Origin of the sequence: Bartonella sp. AP20NXHL (assembly GCF_042196165.1) — a bacterium.
Lineage (GTDB): Bacteria > Pseudomonadota > Alphaproteobacteria > Rhizobiales > Rhizobiaceae > Bartonella.
Genome location: NZ_JBHIPV010000004.1, coordinates 107,935 through 133,212, shown reverse-complemented (window position 1 = coordinate 133,212; position 25,278 = coordinate 107,935). Strand labels below are relative to the sequence as shown.

Below are 25,278 nucleotides of genomic sequence, written 5' to 3'. Positions count from 1 at the left end.
CAATAAAGTCACATTATGCCATCAGCAAAAAATGCAGAACGCGCCTCCATCGTTTTAACAAAATTAAAGATCTTAGATGACTTCCTCAATGATGACAATTTATTTGAAATTGTTATCAATCGCCCTGGCGAAGTAATCGTTGAGGGTCCCAATGGTTGGCAAACCCACATCTTAAAAGAACTAACCTACAGCGAACTAGAAGGGATTGCAAAAGTTGTTGCTGCCTACACAACACAAAAAATCAGTGTAGAAAATCCCGTTCTCTCCGCAACACTGCCAAACAACGAACGCATACAAATTGTTATGCCTCCAGCAGTTGCAGCCAATACCATTAGCATGACCATTCGTAAACCTTCATCACGCACTTTTTCTCTTGAAAGTTTACATGAAAACAATCTTTTTTCTGTTGCCCAAAACACCAGTTTCACACCCACGCAACAAATGACAGAACGGTTATCCGAACTCTCTGATACAGACAAAAAACTAACAGATTTGTTTCTGGCCAAAGACTTTTGCACCTTTTTAGAAAGAGCCGTTATTACACAACAAAATATCTTAATATCGGGCAAAACCGGTTCTGGTAAAACAACCCTCTCCAAAGCTTTGATTGCAAAAATCCCTGACTATGAACGAATTCTCACCATTGAAGACACACCAGAACTTGTCGTTCCGCACGCCAACAAAGTGCAGCTCTTTTATTCAAAAGATAACCAAGGCTTAGCAAAAGCAGGTGCAAAAGAACTGCTTGAATCAGGCTTACGCATGCGCCCCGACAGAATCCTTCTACAAGAGCTGCGTGATGGTACAGCCTTTTACTATATCCGTAATGTCAACTCTGGTCACCCCGGCTCCATTACCACCGTCCACGCCTCAACAGCCCTTGCAGCCTTTGAACAAATGACCCTTTTAGTCAAAGAAAGTGACGGTGGTGGTAATTTAGCACGCGATGATATCCGCGGCTTATTAATCTCGATGATAGATGTCATCATCCAATGTAAACGCCTCGAAGGCAAATTTCGTGTAACAGAAATCTATTACGACCCCTTCAAACGCCGTGATGCTTTTTAAAAAAACGCTACCCCTCACACCCTTTTTTATAAGCAAAAACTATACCAATAGAGCTTTCTTAAAAACACGATTAATCGCTTCAAGTTCAGTGTTAATAATCGAAAACAACAAGTAAAAAGAAGTAAAAATATCATCCCCATTCCCAATCACGAATGCGCCCCACAGGAAAACCAAAACGTGCCGAAAATGATATCTATAACCCTATATTTTTTCTGATTTTTTTTGACATCAACATTTGCAGGAATATAGATACCAAATTTAGTATCCGCTTCACCTTTAGCTTCAGACAAGAGCTTCACGAGCACCTTGTAATATACGAGATCCTGCTTTATGTGCCTTATCCATTATTATTCTTTTCGATATTCATCAAGGCGCAATATAAAAATTTTCTTCAACGCATTCCTCTCTGATTTTATCAAATTACCTCAAGATGATTGACTGTAAATATCTTCGATCAACACCGGAATATTTTAACCACCAAAAAAGGGTATAACCTTATATCCCCCACTTTTACTCTTATGCTTTTAAACCTAACTTTCCTTGGCTTTCTCTTAACCCTTGCATAAGACCACCAGCATCTGAATGAGTAGCAATAAAAGAAACAATATCAAATAATTATTCAAGCGATATGCCTTCTTCTTTCACAGAAATTCAATAAGCTGCCATTTCAATCACGGTTTGCATACATCATTCAATATACGGAAACACCCATAACGATAATGATGTAAATGAAAAGCTAATTTGAAGTGAATGATCAGAAATATCAAATATCCAAATGAAAAAACAAATCTTACCTATCTTCAGCAATACATATCTCTTTACCCTTGTCACTTCTCTTAACCCTTGTCACTTTTCTCGAAAGTTTTAAGCGTTTTCGCATTAGAAATAGACATATCAAACGGCAATCCTTTTTCATGAACAACTTTTGTCAAAGCAATACGGATGAAATCAGACACCGTAAGTCCTAAACTTGCTAATATCTCACCGGATTTTTTTTAACGCCCTATCTATGCAGGCACGTACAACATCTTTTGTCACACCCATATTAAACACCTTCTTTGATTACCTCTCTTTTACCGTATGGCTTAATAGGGCTTATACAGCATAAGGCTTTATCCTTGCCCTTACCGTATCATATCTATTGATCTTGCACGCGCTATTGCGTTGATTTTCTCCTGTTGTCTCTGTTGCAAAAACTTAACTGCCATTTGAAACTCTTTTATGCAATCTTGATCATGAGACTGTTCTTTGGGGATTGCTTTTGATAAATCATAATTTGTTTGCATAGCAAGCCAAGCACGTGCTGTGCTTACACCAGACATTTCAAGCCTAATAGCAAGATTAGCACTCATAGCGGCTTTTCCATTTAAAACTCTAGAAAGTGCTACACGAGATATACCAAGCTACTCTGCTGCTTCATTAACGGATAAACTAAGCTCTTTGATCACATCTTCTCACAATAATTCACCGGGATGTGAAGGATTCTTCATCATTGTTTAGACCTGCTTTTTGATGACAATCCAGATAATCAACCATTTCGACATCTATGCTATCAAAGCGAAATATTACGCGACAATTTCCATTTACAGTAATTGACTAATAATCCTTGAAATCACCTTTTAGCAGATGTAACCAAAAGGACGGATAACTCAAAATCTTTTGGCGATACATCTCCTTCAAGAGCACTTAGAATACGCTTTAATTTTTGAGCATGGGCGGTTCTAATCCCTTCAGTCGTACCAGTATTATAGAAGGCTTCAATCCTTTTATGTTTAAATCCTAAAATCATAAATGAATATAGAGTGTCCCCCTCCAAGATCCAAAAAATGTTCATTATTTTTACATCACACGGCTTTTTTTACTTTATAAACATTAGAACTGTCGTGAAAAAATTGCTTATTCTCATCTCTTTCTCATTATTCTACTAATTATTGGAAAAGTATAAGTTCATAATTAGGAGGAGCTAAACGTAATAGGAGCGTATCATATCTCCAATTGGCAGCGGCACTTAGAAACATCAAGATGATATAACCACAATGACCATTGCTGTTTGATGTTCATGGGGCGCTGCACCCGCTGTATGCCCAGTAAAAAGAATGAATAACACTAATAAACTCCCCCTACAAACTCTGTTAAACTAATAACCGGTTTACGAATAAGTAAAAGAAAAAGGAAAATCAAAAAAAGGCATATTTTTCATATCTTACGAACTATAGAGAAATCTATACGCATTGTAGTTATTAGAATTAGACTTTTCCCTTTTTTATTTAATTTGTTCGTAGATAGAGTATCCATTACCGTTATTACATCACTAACAAAGTTAATAATCATACCTTTTGTAATTGCCAAAATCCCGCATTAAAATCAGACCTTTATTCAAAGATGATCTGATAATTTTCTCAAAAAAATCAAGATTCCTCAAGTGCAGTCCCCATGCGTACATCATGATGAATAATAACATCCATCAACTCTGTCACGACAGTGTCCAATACTTCTCGTGCATCGCCTTCAGCCATAAGGCGGATAACCGGCTCAGTTCCAGAAGCGCGGATCACCAGCCGTGCCTCTTTTCCCAACCGCTTCTCTGCTTGATCAATGGCCGTTTTGACGGGATTTTTTTTCAGGATATTTTTATTTTTAATCGTTACATTTTTTAAAATTTGCGGTACAGGTTCAAACCGTTTACACAATTGGCTCATAGGGCTTTGACTTTCCTTCATACAGGCTAAAATCTGCAATGCAGCCACCAAGCCATCACCCGTTGTACCAAAATCACTGAGCACGATATGGCCAGAAGCCTCACCACCAACATTATATCCCTTTTGGCGCATGGCATCGACAACATAACGATCTCCAACTTTTGTCCTTACAAGGTGCAACCCTTTGCTATTCAAGAAACGTTCCAGTCCAAGATTTGACATAATCGTTGTGACAACACCATTACACCGTAATCGTCCCATTTTATGCCAATTTTCAGCAATTACAGCAATTAACTGATCTCCATCAACCGTTTGTGCTTTTTCATCAACAATGAGAACACGATCTCCATCTCCATCAAGAGCAATCCCCACATCAGCACGCACTTCATGCACTTTTCGTTTTAAAGAGCTTAAATCGGTTGATCCACATTTTTGATTAATATTGGTCCCATTGGGTTCATCATGAATAGCAAAAACCTCAGCCCCCAATTCCCATAAAGCACGGGGAGCCGCTTTATAAGCAGCCCCATTGGCACAATCCACAACAATACGCACAGTATCTAAGCGAACATCACGCGGCAAAGTTCGTTTGGCATATTCAATATAACGATAAATATCCCCCTCAACCCGTTTTGCATAACCAATTTCGGCAGAACTTGCTAAAGATTTTGAAAGATCTGTATCGATCAATTGTTCAATTTTGGCTTCCATATCATCTGAAAGTTTAAAACCATCAGGACCAAAAAGTTTAATTCCATTATCATAGAACGGATTATGAGAAGCAGAAATCATCACCCCAAGATCCGCTCGCAAAGAGCGGCAAAGCATTGCAACAGCAGGGGTTGGCACTGGACCCAATAAAAAAGCTTCCATCCCCGCAGCAGTCAATCCTGAAACCAAAGCGTTTTCCAACATATAACCAGATAATCGTGTATCCTTGCCAATCACCACACGATGAGATTGATGTTGTGAGCGAAATAAAACCCCTACAGCCATCCCCACCTTCATGGCAAAATCGGGTGTCATAGGAAATGAATTGGCTTTCCCCCGAATTCCATCTGTACCAAAATATTTTTGCACCATGCCTCTTTCCTTTAATATATAATTCTTCCCTTGGCTTTTCCTTAAACCCCTAACAAGCCCCCTTGGTACAATAGTCCCCCCGCTCCCCGTATAAAATCAGATCATTGATCTAAACCTTCATGCATTTAAACAATCAAGCCCCCTATTCACCATCTACACATCTAAACCACTCTCAAGCAATTATGTTTACACCCTTCCACATAAAAGCAATATTATCTCCTCAAAATGCTCTATACACCCCTTTAATACAACCAACGGATAATCTCACACACTTGCTAAATCCGTAAAGAAACCCAGCACCAAACCTCATACCCTACAAAATCAGCAAGGAAATCTATCGCCTAACCTCACAACCCTACCACATTAGAAAAGCAACAGTCCACCTCGCCTTGTAGCATGCTAAAGCCGTCATAATACAACGGCTTTGCTTAATTTTTTGCTTCCATATTTTTGCAAATATTACAAGAAAGGCGCAAACAAAACTTGCGCCTTTCTCAAAAAAATTAGAAGTTTTCCTAAAACATCGTCACTCAAGCGGTATTAAATAATTCTTATTTTTCTTTATCATCTCCCGCAGTATTGAACTTCTTTTCAGCATTACTTTTAGAGCGGTTGACTGATTTTGTAGTACCTTTTGTGCTTTGTGCTTTTTTCTCAGTCTCATCCGATTGCACTTCTTTAGACTGAGCCTCCTTAAGCGCAACATTACTGGATTTTGCTGTTTTTTTTCCAACAGCTGCCTCTGCTTTGTCTGCCTCGCCTTTATCGGTCTCTACTTTATGAGGCGCTGTTTTAGAGACTGCTTCAGCGTTTTTTTCATCTACCACTGTTGTCTCTGTCTTCATTTTTCCAGTTTTTGGAACAGAAGACCCCCGTGGCGCAGCACCCTCATCTTTCTGTGTGCGTGAAGGAGGCTTTCCTGCAATAACTTCGTTAATTTCAGCTCCCGTTAAAGTCTCATATTCCAACAAACCTTGTGCCAAAGCAAACCATTCTTTTCTTTTTGTTTTCAAAATGTTTGTCGCATTTTTATAGGCATCATCAATAAGCTTACGCACTTCCATATCAATCATGCGTGCTGTTTCTTCAGAGACATTTTGTGTTCGCGCAACAGAATGACCCAAAAAGACTTCATCTTGGTTATCGCCATAAGCTACATTTCCAAGCAGATCAGAAAATCCCCACCGTGTGATCATTGCACGTGCTAATTTCGTTGCTTGCTCAATATCAGAAGAAGCACCGGAGGTGATATTTTCCTTTCCAAACTTTAATTCTTCAGCCACACGTCCACCCATCATAATAGCCAAACGAGAAATCATCCACCGATAACTCATAGAATAGCGATCGCCTTCAGGCAATTGCATCACCATTCCCAATGCTCTTCCCCTTGGAACGATTGTTGCTTTGTGGACAGGATCAGCAACCGGCACATTAAGAGCCACAATAGCATGTCCTGCTTCGTGATAAGCAGTGAGTTCTTTTTCCTCTTGTGTCATAGCGGTTGAACGACGTTCAGCCCCCATCATCACCTTATCTTTGGCATCTTCGAATTCTTGCATCGTGACAACTCTTTTATTACGGCTCGCAGCCATAAGAGCAGCTTCATTGACCAGATTCATCAGGTCCGCACCGGAAAATCCTGGTGTTCCCCTTGCCAAAATTTTCAAATCAACGTTAGGCGCTAAAGGCACGTTGCGCACATGCACTTTCAAGATTTGCTCACGCCCAGAAACATCAGGGTTTGGCACAACAACTTGCCGATCAAAACGCCCTGGTCTCAATAAAGCAGGATCAAGGACATCAGGACGGTTTGTTGCGGCAATAAGAATAATACTTTCATTGGGCTCAAATCCATCCATTTCGACAAGCAACTGGTTTAAGGTCTGTTCACGTTCATCGTTTCCACCGCCAAGACCAGCCCCCCGATGGCGTCCAACAGCATCAATTTCATCGATAAAGATAATACAAGGTGCATTTTTTTTAGCCTGTTCGAACATATCGCGCACACGGCTTGCCCCAACACCAACAAACATTTCAACAAAATCAGACCCTGAAATGGTAAAGAATGGCACATTGGCTTCACCTGCCACAGAACGTGCTAGCAAAGTTTTACCGGTTCCTGGAGGACCAACAAGCAAAACACCGCGTGGGATACGCCCCCCTAAGCGTTGAAATTTTTGTGGTTCGCGTAAAAATTCAACAATTTCTTGAAGATCTTGCTTTGCTTCTTCAACGCCAGCAACATCTTTAAAGGTAATACGTCCTTGCGCTTCATTAAGCAATCTTGCTTTCGATTTCCCAAATCCCATTGCACCACGTGATCCATTTTGCATTTGCCGCATAAAAAAGACCCACGCCCCCACGATAATAATAACAGGTAATAAGGAAAAGAGGAGATTGAGGAAAATGCTATTTCCAGAGCTTTCAGGAATAGCTTTAACATTGACGTTTTTGCTTTCCAACTTTTGTATCAAACCTGGATCGCGAGGAGCATAGGTTGAAATAGCTCTATGTTCAATGGTTTTCCCTGTTAATTTTTGACCTTGAATGGTCACAGATTTCAACTCATTATTCTCAACTTTTTGCAAAAATTCAGAATAGGAGACTTCTCCACCACCAGAACGTTGGCTATCTCCATTAAAGAGAGAAAACGACACAATCAAAATCAAGGCAATAACTCCCCAAATAAGGAGAGAGCGGTAATTGGAATTCATATTCAGCCCACTTAATCAAATATAGATTTCAAACAGTTCCCCTTAACATATAACCTTGTCAGCCCCTTGCCAAGAGATGAGAAGCTGTTTATTTTCTTTTAGAGTAATTTTCCTTTATCTTTTCACCTTAATATTAAAAAAAGGTTCCACAACATTTACCAAGGCAGCATCTTCTCGTGAGGAAAGCCAATCGAAAGGTGCCATAATCCGCTTGACGATAACATGTTTATGAACAACTTCTTGAGAAATCAACTCTGGAATATCATACCCTTTATGATTTGAGATCATCAGCAGCGATTGTAAAGAGGGAAAATGAGGCTTTTCAAGCTCAAAATCGCTATTTTTTAATAAAAATTTCAGCTGTTCTAAATTTGCGGCTCCAACCTTTATAGCCTCATATCCATGATTTGTGATATGATAGCGCCCATCCCATATAAAAGTTTTATCTGGCTCAACGATAGCCTCTTTCATATTTCGCCCTTCACGCCACAAAGAAATTCCGTGCTTGTTATATTCAATAACAGAACCCGCATAAGTAAAACGCTTCTTTTCTGGAGAATCGAGACAGAGTTTTTGAACAAGCATGCTTAATTTCTGATTGGGGAGCAAATAAAATCCCCCTCCCATCAGCACAGCAAAGAGCCCCACCACGAAAGGAAAACTGGAATGTTTCTGTAAAAACAGCGCAGGCTTTGCTATGAAACAACGCCCATGTTGGACAGTAATATCCAGCGCTAAGATCAAATCAGCAATATTTTTGGCTTGTTGACGACGCTGCAATGCGGCTTCATTTATTTTTTGAGCAATATAAGCCAATTTTTGTGGAGAAAGAGATTGACGCACGCGCACACGTTCAAAATTGCGATCTTCATTGGTTGGATCATCAATCCATGTTTGTCCTTGTAAGCGTAAATAATTCCGTAATGTTTGGCGTTTTACACCAAGGAGTGGCCGAATCAAACGCACTTTTCTATGCAACAACGCCTCACGCGGAATACAGGATAAACCGCGCTCATAAAGGGGACCATAGTTTTTTTCGGCAATATTTTTTCTCGTTTTTCTGGTATGATCCTCATCACGTATACCCTCGGCTTCACCGCGCAAAGCACCAGCAAAACCACTGGCATAAACCTCATCGCGCATAGCAACAGCTTCACTATATAAAGCACCTCTATTCTTTTGGAGACGTTGATACCGCATATGATAGGTCTCAACCTGATCATTGAGTGTATGCCCCGTCATAATAAGTGATGCGCCTTGTTTTTGTGCTTCTTTAACCAAGAGATCATAGCGTGCAACACGCGCGCTGGAAGCAATATGCGTCTTTGGCTTTTCGCCTTCCCATCGCACAGTGATATGTTGAATATCATGGACACGACAAATTTTCGCAACAGTTTCTGCTTCACGCATCGATTCTTTACGCAATTGATGATCAACCGTGACAACAATCATTTCTGGAGGAAATGCGAGAGTTTCCAAATGCTCTTTGACCAAAAACATCAAAGCCAAAGAATCGCTTCCCCCTGAGACGGCAAGAATCAACTTCTGACATTGAATAAAATCCGATGTTTTAAAGAGATTTCTTGCCAGTCTAACGCACACCGAAAACGACCTCGCTGTTTATTTTGCAGGTTTACAAAAAACAGATGCTAATGTTTGTTGACGTTTTGATTTTTTCACAAAATGAGCACAATCGTCTTTATTTGGCTCAAGAGCGACCATACTTCTTGCTAATTTCAGCAAAATCTCAGAGGTATAGAGCTTCTTTTTATCTGCATACCATGCGGTAAGATAAACTTGTGCTGCTTCATGATAGCGTTTTTGCCCCAACAAAGATTCGGCCAACCAAAATAAAGCATCATCACTCAAAGAATCTTTTTTGTAACGATTTTGAAAAGCGCAAAAGCTTTTTTCAGCATCAACATAGTTAGCAGAACGAATAAAATCATACCCTTCCTTATACAAAGCTTTAGAAGAAGAAAGATTGTCACTCTGATGTGCTTCAATTGGAGCACTTACTTCATGCGCTTTGTTAAAAGGTTGACTGTTTTCATGATCATGGCTCTCCACCTTAGCTTCCACAGCAGCAACCTTTGTCTGATCACCTGTACTATGGTCCTGCTCTATCTCTTCTTTTACAGTCTGAGATTTTTCATCTACAGCAGACTTTTCAAAAGAACAAGAATAAACAGAAGAGGCTTCTGTATCAAAAAGCTCGTGAAACTGCTTGTTAACATTTTTTAGACTGTTATGCTCAAGCACCATTCGTATCTTATGCAAAAGCTTATCTAAATCATAATCTTTAAATAAAGCCTGTTGATTCTCTAAAATAATCCCTTGGTGCTCCGCAACACTAGTGGCTTTTTCCACCGCGCTAGATGCTGCTTTATCGGCTGCTTCAGGTGCTTCTTTTACAGCATCGACAGCCTTATTAACAGCGTCAGTGGCTTTTTCTATCACATCAGATGCTGCTTTATCAGCTGCTTCAGGTGCTTCTTTTACAGCATCAATTGCCTTATCAACAGCGTCAGTGGCTTTTTCCACCGCGCTAGATGCTGCTTTATCGGCTGCTTCAGGTGTTTCTTTTACAGCATCAACAGCCTTATTAACAGCGTCAGTGGCTTTTTCCACCACGCTAGATGCTGCTTTATCGGCTGCTTCAGGTGCTTCTTTAACAGTATCAACAGCCTTATTAACAGCGTCAGTGGCTTTTTCCGCCGCGCTAGATGCTGCTTTATCGGCTGCTTCAGGTGCTTCTTTAACAGCATCAACAGCCTTATTAACAGCGTCAGTGGCTTTTTCTATCACATCAGATGCTGCTTTATCAGCTGCTTCAGGTGCTTTCTTCACATCATCAACAGCCTTATTAACAGCGTCAGTAGCTTTTTCTATCACATCAGATGCTGCTTTATCAGCTGCTTCAGGTGCTTTCTTCACATCATCAACAGCCTTATTAACAGCGTCAGTAGCTTTTTCTATCACATCAGATGCTGCTTTATCAGCTGCTTCAGGTGCTTTCTTCACATCATCGACAGCCTTATTAACAGCATCAGTGGCTTTTTCTATCACATCAGATGCTGCTTTATCGGCTGCTTCAGGCGCTTCCTTCACATCATCAACAGCCTTATTAACAGCGTCAGTGGCTTTTTCCACCGCGCTAGATGCTGCTTTATCGGCTGCTTCAGGTGCTTTCTTCACATCATCGACAGCCTTATTAACAGCGTCAGTGGCTTTTTCTATCACATCAGATGCTGCTTTATCAGCTGCTTCAGGCGCTTTCTTCACATCATCAGTTGCCTTATCAACAGCGTCAGTGGCTTTTTCCGCCGCATCAGATGCTGCTTTATCGGCTGCTTCAGGTGCTTTCTTCACGTCATCAGTTGCCTTATCAACTGCATCAACTTTATCCGTATCATGTGCAGGATATTCGGAAGCCTTTCGTGCCGCACTTTGAACAAGTGAAGTAGAACAAGCTATGAAAACCCCCATATAAAAGAGTGTTTTCCAATTGATTTTACGATACATTCTTTTTTCCCCTTAAGAGCTTATTAAATAGTTGAAACAAACAATCTTCTTTTTAATGACTATTCATGTCATTCAACGTTGTCACAGCACGTCGATTTTGATTCCAACAGGAAATATCATCACATACTGCTACAGGTCTTTCTTTTCCGTAAGAAATTGTTTGAATCCGTTGTGCAGACACACCTAGAGACACCAAATAGTTTCGCACAGCAACAGCACGGCGCTGTCCAAGTGCCAAGTTATATTCACGTGTTCCCCTCTCATCAGCATGACCTTCGATCATAATAGAATAATAAGGATAATGAAGCAACCATTCTGCTTGGCGCGTTAAAATACGTTCAGCATCAGCATCAAGTGAAGAAGAATCGAGACCAAAAAACACGCGATCACCCACATTAACCGTAAATTCTTGTCCTGAACCTGGTGACATCTGATTCAAACCAGCATCATTCATATAAGCGCCATTCATACCGTTAAGTGCACCAACATTTTTTTTGCCACACCCACCCAAGCATAGTGAGAAAAGAAAGAGGATAGCTAAGGAATGAGAGATAGTTTTTTTGGTAGAGCGCATAGTCCGTTTCTCCTTGAATTTGGTAAAGAAGGGTCAATTCTTAAAAATATTTTTAAGAATAACCGTTAATTCCTAATGAAGACGAAATTTTTTCTGTTTTTTTTCGTCCTCATTTTTACTTTTAAGTCTCTGCCAATTTTTCTTCTCTTTGGCCATTCCTCTAACATTTCCATAAGAAATGTTTCCCTTATGCGTCATGGCTTTTTATGCATCATCTTGATCTTGATCTTGACGATTTTTTTGCAGCGCGTTCAGCTTTGCAAAAACTTTATCAGCGTCAAAAGTCTTATGCAGATTGTCTTCACTCTCATTTTCCTCTAGAGCAGCGTTTTCCGTCACAGAAGCGGGAAGCAACGACCTATCTTCTTCTGCAGCAACAGGGCGATTTTTCGCCGCACGCTGGAGCTCAAAATCTAAATCGATTTGCGAACACAAACCAAGTCCTACAGGATCAAGAGGAACCAAATTCGCACTATTCCAATGGGTTCTAAGGCGGATTTGTTCAATTGTCGCTTTTGTTGTCCCAATCAACCGTGCAATTTGTGCATCTTTCAACTCGGGATGGTTCGTCACCAACCATAGGATACCATTGGGACGATCTTGGCGTCGAGAAAGAGGGATATAGCGCGCCCCTTTACGTTTTTTTTCAGGAATATGCACCCTAGATTGAGAAATTTTCAATCGTGCGTTTTGATCAGCCTCCACCCGTGCAATTTCACTGCGCGTCAATTGCCCAGAACTAATCGGATCTAAACCTTTAATACCATAAGCCGCATCACCATCGGCAATAGCTTTTACTTCCAAGACATGCAATTTACAAAATTCTGCAATCTGATCAAAAGAAAGAGCTGTATTATCAACCAACCAAACAGCTGTTGCTTTGGGCATCAAAAGTTGCGTTGCCATTTTTATAAATCCTCTTCTGCGCCTCTTCTATGAGGCAGGTTACCGCCCACTCAAGAGCACTGGAACTTTTTTATATGTTTAGGTCTCTCCAACCACTCCTAAAACAAAGCGCGGCATGGAATAAACCATTTTGCTATGAGATTACATTCTGTTATAGCGTTATTTTTGCTCAACGACAAGAGATCTCTCTTGTAATGATCCTCAACTAAGGTGTCTTTACCTTTAAGATGAATTTTCTTATAAAGGGTTTATTCGATTATTTCACCTCATGCTGTGGCACATTTATTCTGGTGGGATGCATGCTTTATCGCCTTAAATTCTAAGAAGTATCCAACTGGAAAGAAAGCCCTCAAATAGGAAGGAAAACTATGGCAGGCCATTCACAATTTAAAAATATTATGCACCGTAAAGGGCGTCAAGATGCAATGCGCTCGAAAATATTTTCTAAGCTTGCACGCGAAATTACCGTAGCAGCAAAACAAGGTGCTCCTGATCCAGCCATGAATCCACGTTTAAGGCTGGCTGTTCAAAATGCCAAAGCACAATCGATGCCGAAAGATAATATTGAACGCGCGATTAAAAAAGCGTCAGGCGCCGATGTCGAAAATTATGATGAAGTACGCTATGAGGGTTATGGACCAGGTGGCGTTGCCGTCATTGTTGAAGCTTTAACCGATAACCGCAACCGCACCGCTTCAAATGTGCGCGCCGCCTTCACAAAATCAGGAGGAGCCTTAGGGGAAACAGGATCGGTCAGTTTCATGTTTAATCGGATTGGTGAAATAATCTATAAGCCAGAAGCAGGGACAGCCGATAACATCATGGATGCAGCAATTGAAGCCGGTGCCGAAGATGTGCAATCAGAAGAAACCGGACATCATATTACCTGCGCCTTTGAAGATATTGGTGAAGTTTCCAAAACACTTGAAGCAAAACTTGGTGAAGCAGAATCGATTAAAACGATTTGGAAAGCCACCACCCTTGCACCAATAGATGAAGAAAAAGCTTTGTCCGTTTTACGGCTGATTTCAACATTAGAAGAAGATGATGATGTGCAAAATGTTTATGCCAATTTTGATGTCAGTGATGAGATTTTGGCAAAATTGTCTGTATAATTCCCATCATTTGCATAAGCCCTCTCTTCATTCATGAGGGCTTCAAAAGCATCTGTCACCTCTCCTCTTTATCCGCACATATAAAAGCCCCGCGTCAATAGCGGGGAAAGGCTGTCAGTGCAACAAGAAAACCGCAATTAATTTCAGAAAACATAACCAAAAAAAGAAAGCATACAAAACTCTGTAGCCTCACGCCTTTCTTACATGCCCCAAAAATTATCCCTATATCCCCTCTCTCATTTGATCTTTTTGTTCTTTAAGATGAACCTCCTCTCCGCTCTCAAGTGATGAAAATGATCTAGCCTCTAAACAATTGGGATTTTCCTAACGTATTCCTATGACGAATCACCCATGGAATTCACTTGAAACTTAAGGCTCAACAAACATGCACTCCCCTAAATATTCGCCACGCACTTAAAAACACTTAGAATATATCAAGGAGGTTTATACGTCCTATTTATACGCCCTATATCACCACACTTCAAAGGACAGTGTTTTTACAACATCACAGAATAAAAATAAGCAAATAGAAAGCCAGAGCTGATTGTTTAGCAAAGTATTGTACAAAAAGGCGGTACATCTCTCTAATCTGTTGCGGATAAATTTTTGACTTTATGGCATTAACTTTATGGCATCGTATATTTCTAAAATAACGTCATTTATCTTAAAAATCTGTCCTTTTGCTCTTACCAATCAATCAATATTCAGACCTAAAACAACCGCGTACTTGAATAAAACACATCAAAGAGCAACAGCCCCCCCTGACAAGAGGACTCTTCACAAACAAAATCGAAGAGGAAGTTTAAAAAAATATATATAGCGACACTTTGAATAAAAAATTGAAATCTAGAGATCTCAAAATTTTCGACTCTATTTTTTCAAGGTATTGTTTTGAATTTTTTTAAGCATTTTCCCCCAAGGAAATTCCATTATCGATCAACAACCGTAGATGATAGATGAAACCTACATAACTCCCCATGCACACTATAATCAATTCCTTCTTTTAAATAATTTAAAAACTATTGAGATTGTTTAAACTTGAGACTGTATAGACTATATTCCTTCTATATTCTATTTTTAAGCATTTTGTTTTATTGTATATTGAGCAAAGGCGACCATGCTGGATCTGAAGCATCATTGGGGGTGGGTAATTGACGTTCATTGCGACCCGTAATATCAATCGTATAAATTTTTGGTCCCATACCGGGATTTTTGCGAAAGAACATCAGCACACGACCATTAGGGGCCCAAGTTGGTCCTTCATTGTGAAACCCCGTGGTTAAAATTCGTTCTCCTTGTCCATCAGGGCGCATAACACCGATAGAAAATTGTCCGTTTAATTGTTTTGTAAAGGCGATATAGTCACCCCGTGGAGACCAAATAGGTGTTGAATAACTCCCATCGTTTGAAGAAATACGCTGAATATCACTCCCATCCGCATTCATTTTATAGATTTGCGGCTTTCCACTACGATCTGAAGAAAAGACGATTTGTTTTCCATCCGGTGAATAAGAAGCAGAAGTATCAATAGCAGAAGTTGTTGTAAGTCGCGTCATCGTACGGGTTCGTAAATCCATGGTGTAAAGATTGGCACTCCCATCATTTTGTAACAAACTCATGATAACTTTTTGTCCATCAGAAGAAAAACGTGGAGCAATTGTCATGTTATTAAACGTTCCGATCAACTCTCTTTGCCCCATTTCAATTTGTTGGAGATAAACATGAGGTACTTGATTGTCCTCATAAGCCATATAGGTCATTTCTTGTCTTGTTGGGGAAAAACGCGGTGTAAGCACCAATTCACTTCCATCAGACATATAAATCAAATTTGCGCCATCTTGATCCATCATTGCTAAGCGTTTAATGCGTGCATTTTGGGGTCCTGTTTCATCGATAAAAACAATTCGTGTATCAAAATAACCACTTTCTCCTGTCATCTCACTATAGATCTCATCTGCGATCATATGTGCCACACGCCGCCAACGTTCTGTCGCGGTATAAAAACGCCGTCCTTTCAATTGTCTTTGTCCAAAAACATCCCATAAACGAAAATCGACCCTCAAACGTCCATCGATTTCTCTCATGACTTGCCCAGTAACTAAACCTTGCGCTTTTATTTTCTGCCAAGAAGCAAAATGCGGTTGTTTATTAGGATTAGAAATGTTTTCAAAAAAATTTGCTTTATCAAGCGGTAAAAAAAGCCCCGACCGTTCAAGATCGGCTGTCACCACAGCAGATATTTTCAACCCAATCGAATCATTGGAAATAAAGTCTGTAATTGCAATGGGAATGGGATTAAAATCAGCGCTCGAAATAGTTCCTTTCAATTGCGCATAACCCGATGAATTACTTGAAAGCCACAACCCACAAGTGACAATAAACCAAGCAAAAACTTTATGTCTCGTTATAGTCATCATGGAATGTGTCCTTTCGTTAAGCGCTTTTTTCTCGTTTATCATCTTATTTCTTGGAGGGGATCAACATTAAAGTCAAAACCTTGCCCCCATAGATCATATTGATCACGTGGGAGATCTGCATAAGGTTGGCATGAAAAGACAGCAGCGTACACCTGCCTTATCATAATAGCTTGTTGACTCTCAAGGCCGCTTACGGGATCAATGATAGGATCACCCACAACCATCCCTTCACGGTCTAAGTAAAATCGCAACCGCACAACCGGACGGTTTTTTAAATCGCCGCCAAGCGCCACAAGTTTAAGCTTCTGTTGAATACATCCCCCCGCAATATTGACCAATGTTTGTGCCATTTTTGTGGTATCATTAATATTTTTTCTTGCACCCAAAGCTTCTGGTGTATGAGAACGTTTTGCCCCCCCTCCTTGTGACCGCGCACGATTAAGCAAATTATTTTCCTCCAGAGCTAAAATATCTTCAATGGTCTGTTTCTCTTGGTTTTTCTTGTTAAGCTTTGGCGTATTTTGATTCAATGCAGCCTCATTCTTCCTTGGAGATTTTTCGTCAAACTTTGGTTTAAACTGTGGAAGAAGAGATTTTTCTGGAAGTACAATTTTGGGCGCTTGATGAACAATCTGCTCTGCTGGTACTTTTGGGACCGTTGGAGCCAATTCTTTTGGCAATATCATCTCTTCATTTTTGTGCGCAGGCTTGAGCGCAACCTTAGAGGCATCTTCCGGCACTCTCAAAGGCATCTCAGGCGCAACCTTGGACGCATCCTCCGGTGGTGCCTCCAAAGGCATCTCAGGTGCAACCTTGGGCGCATCCTCTGGTGCCTCCAAAGGCATCTCAGGCGCAACCTTGGGCGCATCCTCTGGTGCCTCCAAAGGCATCTCAGGTGCAACCTTGGGCGCATCCTCCGGCGGTGCCTCCAAAGGCATCTCAGGTGCAGCCTTGGGTGCATCCTCTGGTGCCTCCAAAGGCATCTCAGGTGCAACCTTGGGCGCATCCTCCGGTGCCTCCAAAGGCATCTCAGGCGCAACCTTGGGCGCATCCTCCGGTGCCTCCAAAGGCATCTCAGGTGCAACCTTGGGCGCATCCTCCGGTGCCTCCAAAGGCATCTCAGGTGCAACCTTGGGCGCATCCTCTGTTTTTGCTTCTAATAATTCTGGTTTTGTAAGTTCTGGTGCAAATGTTTCTGATGTGTTCTCGCTTGATGGTGGCGATGCTGTTTCAACAGGACGCGGCTTTTCCTTTGGTTGAAATGGTGCAAGACTATCTATTTGTCCCTCTCCAATATGGCGTGCATCTTCTTTCTCTTGTGGCTGCATAGTTGGTTTGACGGCAGGGACAGCACGGATAGGAGCCTTCACGGCTCCTTGTTGAGAAGAAAACTCGTCCACTAAAGGAGCAAGAGTAATGGGAATTGCTTCCAATGGTTGTGGTAAAGAGACAGAGCTTGTAAACTGAATGGCTCCCCAACTGAGAAAAATGACATGGACCACAAGGGATAAAGCCAAGCCTCGTTTCATACTATGATAGGAGTCTTTGTTCATTCTTTATGCCTTATTTATGCCTTACATTTTTTCATTTTTAATCACTCTATGCTCTTTTTAAAAAAAAATTAAAAACAACCGGTTATGCGCAATTTTATTACTTATTATTTATTGTGCTAGACTTGCTAACGCAACTTGAGAAAACCCCGATTTTTGAATATCCGCCAGCAGTTTTAATACCTGCTGATATTCAACAGTTTTAGCAACCCGCACAAAAACCCGTTGATCTTTTTGTGTAGCATCTGCTTCCAGAAGAGTTTTAAGGTGTGCAATCAGGGCCTGTGACGTTTCATAATAATCTTGATTAATGGCAAAGCGCCCTTGCGCGTCAAGTGAAACCGTAAGGGGTGTTTTTTGAGCTCGTACGGGACCCGCTTGACTACGAGGCAAATCTAGAGGAACACCGTTCACTAAAAGGGGAGCAGAGACCATAAAAATAATCAACAAGACCAGCATGACATCCACAAAAGGAGTGACATTGATCTCACTCATCAGTTGGCTTCGTGAATGATGCCGCCTACGTGTATTTTTGCGAGAAGAAGAAGCAACAGAAACGCCCATGGATAAGCTCCTTTTTATAAAGAGGAAGGTGCTGTGCGTGTTTCATCAATACGCCGCGATACAATTGTTGAAAATTCATCGGCAAAATTTTCTATTTGTGCAATGATGCGCGCACTTTCATGAGTCAACTTGTTATAAGCAATAACGGCTGGAATTGCTGCAAACAAACCAATAGCGGTTGCCAAAAGCGCTTCTGCAATCCCCGGCGCGACAATGGCAAGTGATGTATTTTGAGAAGCTGAAATAGAAAGAAAAGACTCCATAATACCAATAACTGTTCCAAAAAGTCCGATAAAAGGTCCAGCAGACCCCAGTGTCGCAAGAAAACTTAATTTTGATTCTATTTTTTCACTTTCACGTCCCAGCGTCAAATCCATAGCCTTATCAATTCTGCTCTGCAAACTTTTCGATGTATGGGTCCCTTTTTCAAGAGATTTTTTCCATTCAACCATTGCTGCTATAAAAACTGCGGATATACTATTTGTACGTTGACTTTTGCATGATGCATAAAGATCTTCTAGCGCTTTGCCGGACCAAAATGTACGTTCAAACTGCTTTATTTCACGCCGTATTCTCCGATACGTAAAAATTTTATCAAAAATAATTGCCCAACTCCAGATGGAAGCGAGCAGCAACCCAATCATAACACCTTTCACGATCCAACTCGCTTGCATAAACAAATGCAACATTCCAATTGTTTCCGGATTTGTTAGTTCACCATGCGGCATAATTTTTGTCCCTCTAAATGAAAGGTGTATTTTTAAAAGTTTTATAAAACAGATTATTTTATAGTTTCTAAATTTAAGTAAAAACTCTAGTCTCACATAAATCCATGCGCTAAAACAAGACTTGTTTCTTAAATTTCCTTAAAAAGTGATGACGAGAGACATCCCTCAATGCAGGCCCCTCCTCATTTCACAACAGCATTTATGAAAAATATAACGATAAGAACTTCTCCATAAATACTATAAAAATAAAAGATATAAAAATGCATAATATAAAATCTATTATGCACCACCATCTTTACGCTTATGATAAAGAACGCTAAACCATCATACGCGTTTTAAGCTTAAAATGCTGCAATAAGTCTTAGCACTTGAAAAGATTCATAAGAAGCATTTTATTCCTTTCTTAAGTGTTTTTGTACCCACTCATCAACCCCGCTTGTGACATGTAAGAAAATGTTTTTAATTAATTCGCAGCAATAGAGCTTGAAAAGAAAAAATCTTACAAGTTTCAGAATTATCTAAAAATTGCAACGCAATGAATTATCATTATAAATAAATATGTTATCATCATGAAAAATTATGCTTTGCCTCAGGCTATTGTTTCTCTCATTCTTTAATAAGATCACACCATCAGGCAAAAAAACGACACTAAACCACCCTACCACACCTCACAACAATGCGCCTCCCCCACGCACCCCTACAAGTCCTATATAATCTAGTGTAAGTCTCATGTAATCTCATTGTGTTGTGAATTTGCCTCTTTCAATGCCTATCATCTCTCTGGCACTATGGTATAACGTAAAAGCTTCTGTGATATGAAAAAAGCCTTTTCACGTCTTTACTTCATGAAAACCAGCTTCTTCGCTCACTTGCGATATTTGATCGCTATTGCATTGAAAATGATACATAAGGAACATTTTTACAATTTTTTCAATGATTTATATTGCTCTCTTATGATGTGTAAGCAAATGATTTTAATTGTTTCAACATGAACAGATTTGAAATGAAAGTATTTTATTCCTCTATTAGGGTTTGTACCCGTGAGAAGTGATAATTTATCTTTCTCAGTCAATATATTATATAGAATAATATGCTTTTGAAACTTTAAATCAAGAATGCATTTCTGCTTTATATACATTGATCTCTCACTCATTTACTACGCTTAGAAGCGCACATAAAGTGATGCATTATAGATAGAAATGGATGAAACACGCGCTCTTGTGATGCCAAATGACAATCCAGTAAAAAAACAAATCAAATTGCTTAAAAACACCCTTTGGGTGTTTTGAGACAATTTTCGACCTAATGGCTTATTATCACTTTATTGCAATATTGCGCTGGGTATGTGCATTTTTATAAAAACAAATCTTAATCCATTTTTTATTTATTTTTTTTGTACTTTTCGCTGTTTTCCGATGCCAACAAACCTTTCTTCAAAAGAAAGAAAATATCTTGAGTTTATAGCAGAAAATGGATGAGGCGACATTGTTTTTGAATCATAACATGGATGAGGCGTGTTTAATTTTGTGAAATATCATCTTCAATTTATTGTAGTGTTGTAGCAGAGCTGTTTTCTTTTGCTGTATCGTGTAACCTTGTTGGAAAACATTTAGGCTATGATAAATGTATAGTTTTAGATTGTAGATTACTTTATATCTGCCGATCTCTCCTAAAGCTGCTGGTTCAATGAATAATACTTTTAACCAAGAATTTTTGCAAAAAGTTCTTTGGGTAAACGTCGCGGTTTTGCCTCCTCATTAATCAGAGCAATTTCAACTTTGGCTGTTACCAACGTGGTCATCTCATGCAAAATAGATTGCTCCATAAAAAAGCGTGCCCCTTGGATATGAGTAACACGTGTTTTAACGACTAAAAGATTATCAATTTTAGCTGGTCTTGAAAAATTAATTTCCATATGACGAACAACAAAAAACAGTTTTTCTCCCTCAACCCCTGCTGCTAACATCTTATTATTAAAACCGGCATCTCGTAAAAACTCTGAACGTCCTCGTTCAAAAAACTCAAGATAACGCGCATGATAAACCACACCGGAAAAATCTGTATCAGCAACATAAACGCGGACCTGAAAATTATGAAAAGCGTTTGTATGATTGCTCTTAAAAGGTGTTATTTCTGTCATCGACTTCATGCCCCATAAAATCATCTAATATAGCTAATATAGCAAATTGTTTATCAATCAAAAGATTGAACACATTTTTGTGTTGAAGTTGTGGAAAGCAAAAGCAAAAAACCCTCAATAGTGCCAAACTTTTTCGACCAGAATATGTTAAAGGAAGCACGTCTCTTGTATTTTATGACCTTGCTATAAAATGTTCAAATAGTTTCTTTTAATGAAGAAATGCCTTAGTCATCTTCCCCATCCCATAAAGACGTCTGAAGTAATGAATTGTCTTGAGCATCAGAAAGTTGAGAACGCCTTTGTATAGACGTTGTAGAGGCTGGAGCAGAAAGCCCTAAATGGCTCCAAGCCTTTTCAGTTAGAATGCGTCCACGAGCAGTTCTTTGAATAAAACCTTGTTGGAGCAAATACGGTTCAACAATATCTTCAATGGCATCGCGTGGTTCTGATAAAGCAGCAGCAATCGTTTCAATCCCCACCGGTCCCCCTAAAAAAGTTTCCGCAATCAGAAGCAAGTAGCGACGGTCAAGCGGATCAAGACCAAGATGATCGACCTCAAGGCGCGAAAGCGCTTCATCGGCGATTTTTTGGTCAATTTGTTTTGCCTGTTTAACCAAAGCAAAATCACAAACGCGCCGTAAAAGCCGTCCGGCAATACGAGGGGTCCCCCGTGCTCGGCGTGCAATTTCATGGGCACCATCATCACTAATCTTGACGGCAAAAAGCCGCGCATTACGCTGCACAATATATTCCAATTCTTCTATCGTATAAAAATTGAGACGAATTGGGATGCCAAAACGGTCTCTCAGCGGTGTGGTCAAAAGCCCCAAACGTGTGGTTGCCGCTACCAAAGTAAATTTAGCCAGATCAATTTTCACCGAGCGTGCGGCCGGCCCCTCCCCAATGATCAAATCCAGTTGATAATCTTCCATGGCTGGATAAAGAATTTCCTCAATCGCCGGATTTAAGCGATGAATTTCATCAATAAACAAGACATCACGTTCTTCAAGATTGGTCAAGAGAGCGGCTAAATCTCCTGCTTTAGCGATGACCGGCCCTGAAGTAGAGCGAAAATTAACGCCTAATTCTTTTGCCATAATCTGTGAAAGCGTTGTTTTTCCCAACCCCGGTGGCCCTACAAACAAAACGTGATCCAGCGCTTCTTGCCGCGTTTTTGCTGCTTCAATAAATATTTTTAAATTAGCCCGTGCCGCTTCTTGACCAATAAAGTCATCGAGAACTTGTGGTCTTAAGGAACGATCTGGATCGTTAGGAAGGGAGGCGGAACCCAGAAGGCGTTTATCTTCATCTTTATGCATTGTTACCTTGATTTTAAGTAGGAGAAGAAAGCAATTTGAGACTATGGCGGATCAGCAGGGCAGAAGAAACAGTTTCCCCCTCAAGAGCGTTCATCGCAAGAGCAAGAGCACGGGATGCATGCTCCCGTTCAAACCCTAGCTTCATCAACGCGGAAAGCGCATCATGCGCAGGTTGATTGGTCATCTCACGCTGAGGAACCGAAACAGTCTTGAGCGCTTGTTCAAAGGGGAGTGTTTTACTTTTCAACTCACCCACAATTCTTTCACTGACTTTTTTACCAACGCCCGGCGCTCGACTAATCATCGCAACATCGTTTAAAGCAATAGCCTGTGCAAGTTCATCTGGCGATAAAGTACCCAAGATTGCCAAAGCAACCTTTGCCCCTACTCCAGGAACATTTTGTAGAAGACAAAACCACTCCTGTTCAGCTCTTGTAGCAAAACCAAAAAGGCGGATTGCGTCTTCCCGAACATGCGTTTCAATAAAAAGGCTTAACGCCTCCCCAACAGAGGGTAAAGAAGGACGCAGCCGATTTGACACAAAAACAACATAACCCACACCGTGCACATCAAGAAGGATATGATCATCAAAGATATGTTCAAGAGTGCCCTTTAATTTGCCAATCATGTTGCCACCCCACTCATATCGCTATCCTTGCCTGATAAGATCGGTCAATACTGTTACGGTGCATACTATGACAAAGAGCAAGAGCAAGAGCATCAGCCGCATCACTGCTATCAAATTCAGCCCGTGGGAGGAGAACTTTGACCATCATATGGATTTGTTCTTTAGCCCCATGTCCAACACCAATAACCGATTTTTTCACTTTGTTGGGCGCATATTCAAAAACAGGAAGATTTGCTTGCGCAGGAACCAGCAGTGCAATTGCACGTGCTTGCCCAAGTTTTAAAGTTGCTGTAGCATCTTTATTGACAAACACATGTTCTACAGCAGCTTCATGGGGCATAAATTGATGCACAACCTCTGAAAGACCTTTGTGGATCTGACATAGTCTGGAAGCCAGCTCACACTTTACATCAGAAGAAACCGTCCCTGCTGCAATAAACTGAAGACGATTACCCGCAACATCGATAACGCCCCACCCTGTACGCCGTAATCCGGGATCAATGCCTATAATACGAATCGTCTCTGCCATAAACTACAGTCTATACACTTTTCCCCCCTGTGAATAAAGATGTGAATAAAGACAAGACCACAAAGAAAACAGCAACCCAAGACAAAACCAGTAAAAAGATAATCATCCCCCCAAATTTATACAATTATAACACGCAACGAACAGCATCTTTATGAAGCATAACTGAAATCAATCAAAACCATTCACACATCACAAGCAAGCACCTTATCAAGCACCCTCTAAAGCATAAAAATTCCCTTTCTATATCATATCCAATGCCATAACGGTTAAACATCGCAAGCGAGAAAATAGATCAGTGCTGGATTGCACATTCATAAGTGTAAAGAGGCTATGAAACAGATGCTACACACTTTGCGAAAACTTTTTACATTATAGCATGACGCTACCATAACACGACAACACGTTGATTTATAAAGATAATTAATTATTTTGTATGTTGCATAAGAATCCCGAATATCCTAAGATTTTCTCATTACAAATCTGTTTATATTGAAGCAATCAAAACCATTCTCTTACATATGAAACGTGGGATTGCCGTATAGAGTGAAACTGTACAAGAAAGGACTAAAAATAATGCTTCTAATGAATTGTCTCAAGTTCCAAAGGCTGCCGCAACATTGGGGACTGGCAAAGATGATGATAGTGCCGGCTTTCTCCTTTGCAAGCATAAAGATGAGAGAGGCTCAACGGATATGAATAAGAACTAAGAGATATTTTTGAATATACTCATCACACCACAATGACATTGCGTAGAGAGGGACATTTCATAGAGAGGAACATGCATAGGGGCACAAGGAACCCATGGGACATTCATTATATGGCACTATATGGCATTTTATTTTGGATATTTTATTTTACGCGAGGGAAAATACCTTCCATTCAAAACAAAAGAAGCCCAAAAACTGTAACAATGTGTATCATCCTCATTAACACACGCTTTACAGCAACTTTATAGGCATAAATTATAGAGCATAAATAAATTGATGTACAAGCCCCTACTCTATCTTAGAGCCAGATCATTATCATAACCAAAACAAAATCACACGATAGATCAACAGAAAGTGTTCCAGCTGCAATCAACCAAAGCCGATTTCCCACAAAACCAACCATACTCCATCCCATGCCATAATTTACAATCAATACCTATACCCTTCAGCTATAAGCTCAAGATATTTCCTACGCTCAAATAGAAATTAGGCAGAAAAAAGCACTCTAGATTAGTTTTAGTTGTGAAATTTCGGTTGTAAAAAAAAATGGGTATACTGCTCTAAATATCGCAAGAAAGAAGCAAGGAGCTATTCTTCTCAGCACGCCCAAAAGCTGTTTTCAGTAATTCGATTTATTTTCCCACTAGATTATCATCGTTCAAGATAAAGCCGCCGCTTATTGACCAAAGTGCTTAAACTATAGCAGCATCTCTAAATGAAAAAAATGCACGCTTCTAAACGCAATGAATGAGAAACAAATTGGCGAAAAACTTCTGGCAATTCATGCCAATGAGGGGTTTCAAGTTCCAATGCTCAGTGTATGAAGTGACACTTTTACAATTTCTTTTTATTTGTTCTGATGACATTTCCCCTTCGCACAAAGCAAGGGAGTACCTCTAAGAACGCCCAAAGGCTGTTTTGAGCAATTCGATTTGTTTTCCCACTAGATTATCATCGTTCAAGATAAAGCCGCCGCTTATTGACCAAAGTGCTTAAACTATAGCAGCATCTC

Annotated in this window: 18 protein-coding genes and 1 pseudogene; 2 read left to right on the top strand and 17 right to left on the bottom strand. The window is 40.2% G+C overall.

Annotated features, from left to right (window positions below; genetic code table 11):
• Positions 1-15: 15 nt before the first annotated feature.
• A complete protein-coding gene (gene virB11 / locus ACFILL_RS03735) occupies positions 16-1,068 on the top strand; it encodes a P-type DNA transfer ATPase VirB11 (protein WP_375643273.1) in 1,053 nt (350 codons plus the stop codon).
• Positions 1,069-1,904: 836 nt separating this feature from the next.
• Here virB11 and ACFILL_RS03730 read toward each other — a convergent pair.
• The 9 genes and pseudogenes from ACFILL_RS03730 to ACFILL_RS03690 form a co-directional block, all read right to left on the bottom strand.
• Entirely contained in the window at positions 1,905-2,024 is a 120-nt protein-coding gene (locus ACFILL_RS03730) for a type II toxin-antitoxin system RelB/DinJ family antitoxin (RefSeq protein ID WP_375630941.1), read from the bottom strand.
• 285 nt (positions 2,025-2,309) lie between these two features.
• Positions 2,310-2,516, bottom strand: a pseudogene (locus ACFILL_RS03725) (HigA family addiction module antitoxin); the annotation flags it as partial.
• A gap of 164 nt (positions 2,517-2,680) precedes the next feature.
• Complete coding sequence (locus tag ACFILL_RS03720; RefSeq protein ID WP_375643271.1) at positions 2,681-2,902, bottom strand: hypothetical protein; 222 nt, start codon at positions 2,900-2,902, stop codon at positions 2,681-2,683.
• 574 nt (positions 2,903-3,476) lie between these two features.
• Complete coding sequence (gene glmM, locus ACFILL_RS03715; RefSeq protein WP_375643270.1) at positions 3,477-4,850, bottom strand: phosphoglucosamine mutase; 1,374 nt, start codon at positions 4,848-4,850, stop codon at positions 3,477-3,479.
• 551 nt (positions 4,851-5,401) lie between these two features.
• Positions 5,402-7,564: an ATP-dependent zinc metalloprotease FtsH gene (gene ftsH, locus ACFILL_RS03710; RefSeq protein ID WP_375643269.1), complete on the bottom strand. Its 2,163-nt coding sequence runs from the start codon at positions 7,562-7,564 to the stop codon at positions 5,402-5,404.
• Positions 7,565-7,678: 114 nt separating this feature from the next.
• The gene (tilS, locus tag ACFILL_RS03705) at positions 7,679-9,166 is read right to left on the bottom strand and encodes a tRNA lysidine(34) synthetase TilS (RefSeq protein ID WP_375643267.1); all 1,488 of its coding nucleotides are present in this window, start codon (positions 9,164-9,166) and stop codon (positions 7,679-7,681) included.
• An 18-nt stretch (positions 9,167-9,184) separates the two neighbouring features.
• A complete protein-coding gene (locus tag ACFILL_RS03700; RefSeq protein WP_375643266.1) occupies positions 9,185-11,089 on the bottom strand; it encodes a tol-pal system protein in 1,905 nt (634 codons plus the stop codon).
• Between the two features lie 52 nt (positions 11,090-11,141).
• On the bottom strand, positions 11,142-11,663 hold the full coding sequence (pal, locus tag ACFILL_RS03695) for a peptidoglycan-associated lipoprotein Pal (protein WP_273790460.1): 522 nt from the start codon (positions 11,661-11,663) through the stop codon (positions 11,142-11,144).
• A gap of 204 nt (positions 11,664-11,867) precedes the next feature.
• Positions 11,868-12,569, bottom strand: coding sequence for a DUF1013 domain-containing protein (locus ACFILL_RS03690; protein WP_273790461.1), 702 nt, complete (start codon positions 12,567-12,569; stop codon positions 11,868-11,870).
• Between the two features lie 368 nt (positions 12,570-12,937).
• Between ACFILL_RS03690 and ACFILL_RS03685 the strand changes: the two genes are divergently transcribed.
• On the top strand, positions 12,938-13,684 hold the full coding sequence (locus ACFILL_RS03685; RefSeq protein ID WP_254492472.1) for a YebC/PmpR family DNA-binding transcriptional regulator: 747 nt from the start codon (positions 12,938-12,940) through the stop codon (positions 13,682-13,684).
• A 1,091-nt stretch (positions 13,685-14,775) separates the two neighbouring features.
• Here the strand turns inward: ACFILL_RS03685 and tolB are convergent.
• From tolB to ruvC, 8 genes are all read right to left on the bottom strand, one after another.
• Positions 14,776-16,101: a Tol-Pal system beta propeller repeat protein TolB gene (gene tolB, locus ACFILL_RS03680; protein WP_375643264.1), complete on the bottom strand. Its 1,326-nt coding sequence runs from the start codon at positions 16,099-16,101 to the stop codon at positions 14,776-14,778.
• A gap of 38 nt (positions 16,102-16,139) precedes the next feature.
• Complete coding sequence (locus ACFILL_RS03675) at positions 16,140-17,654, bottom strand: cell envelope biogenesis protein TolA (RefSeq protein ID WP_375643263.1); 1,515 nt, start codon at positions 17,652-17,654, stop codon at positions 16,140-16,142.
• Positions 17,655-17,762: 108 nt separating this feature from the next.
• Positions 17,763-18,215 carry a protein TolR gene (gene tolR / locus ACFILL_RS03670; protein ID WP_375643262.1) on the bottom strand — a complete coding sequence of 151 codons (453 nt, stop codon included), beginning with the start codon at positions 18,213-18,215 and terminating at the stop codon, positions 17,763-17,765.
• A gap of 14 nt (positions 18,216-18,229) precedes the next feature.
• Positions 18,230-18,943 (bottom strand): protein TolQ, encoded by a 714-nt coding sequence (gene tolQ, locus ACFILL_RS03665; RefSeq protein ID WP_273790464.1) that lies wholly within the window; start codon positions 18,941-18,943, stop codon positions 18,230-18,232.
• Positions 18,944-20,642: 1,699 nt separating this feature from the next.
• Positions 20,643-21,083: a tol-pal system-associated acyl-CoA thioesterase gene (ybgC, locus tag ACFILL_RS03660; protein WP_273790465.1), complete on the bottom strand. Its 441-nt coding sequence runs from the start codon at positions 21,081-21,083 to the stop codon at positions 20,643-20,645.
• 224 nt (positions 21,084-21,307) lie between these two features.
• The gene (ruvB, locus tag ACFILL_RS03655; protein ID WP_273790466.1) at positions 21,308-22,402 is read right to left on the bottom strand and encodes a Holliday junction branch migration DNA helicase RuvB; all 1,095 of its coding nucleotides are present in this window, start codon (positions 22,400-22,402) and stop codon (positions 21,308-21,310) included.
• A gap of 13 nt (positions 22,403-22,415) precedes the next feature.
• On the bottom strand, positions 22,416-23,030 hold the full coding sequence (gene ruvA, locus ACFILL_RS03650; RefSeq protein ID WP_375626548.1) for a Holliday junction branch migration protein RuvA: 615 nt from the start codon (positions 23,028-23,030) through the stop codon (positions 22,416-22,418).
• Between the two features lie 13 nt (positions 23,031-23,043).
• The gene (ruvC, locus tag ACFILL_RS03645) at positions 23,044-23,559 is read right to left on the bottom strand and encodes a crossover junction endodeoxyribonuclease RuvC (protein ID WP_375637576.1); all 516 of its coding nucleotides are present in this window, start codon (positions 23,557-23,559) and stop codon (positions 23,044-23,046) included.
• Positions 23,560-25,278 lie beyond the last annotated feature (1,719 nt).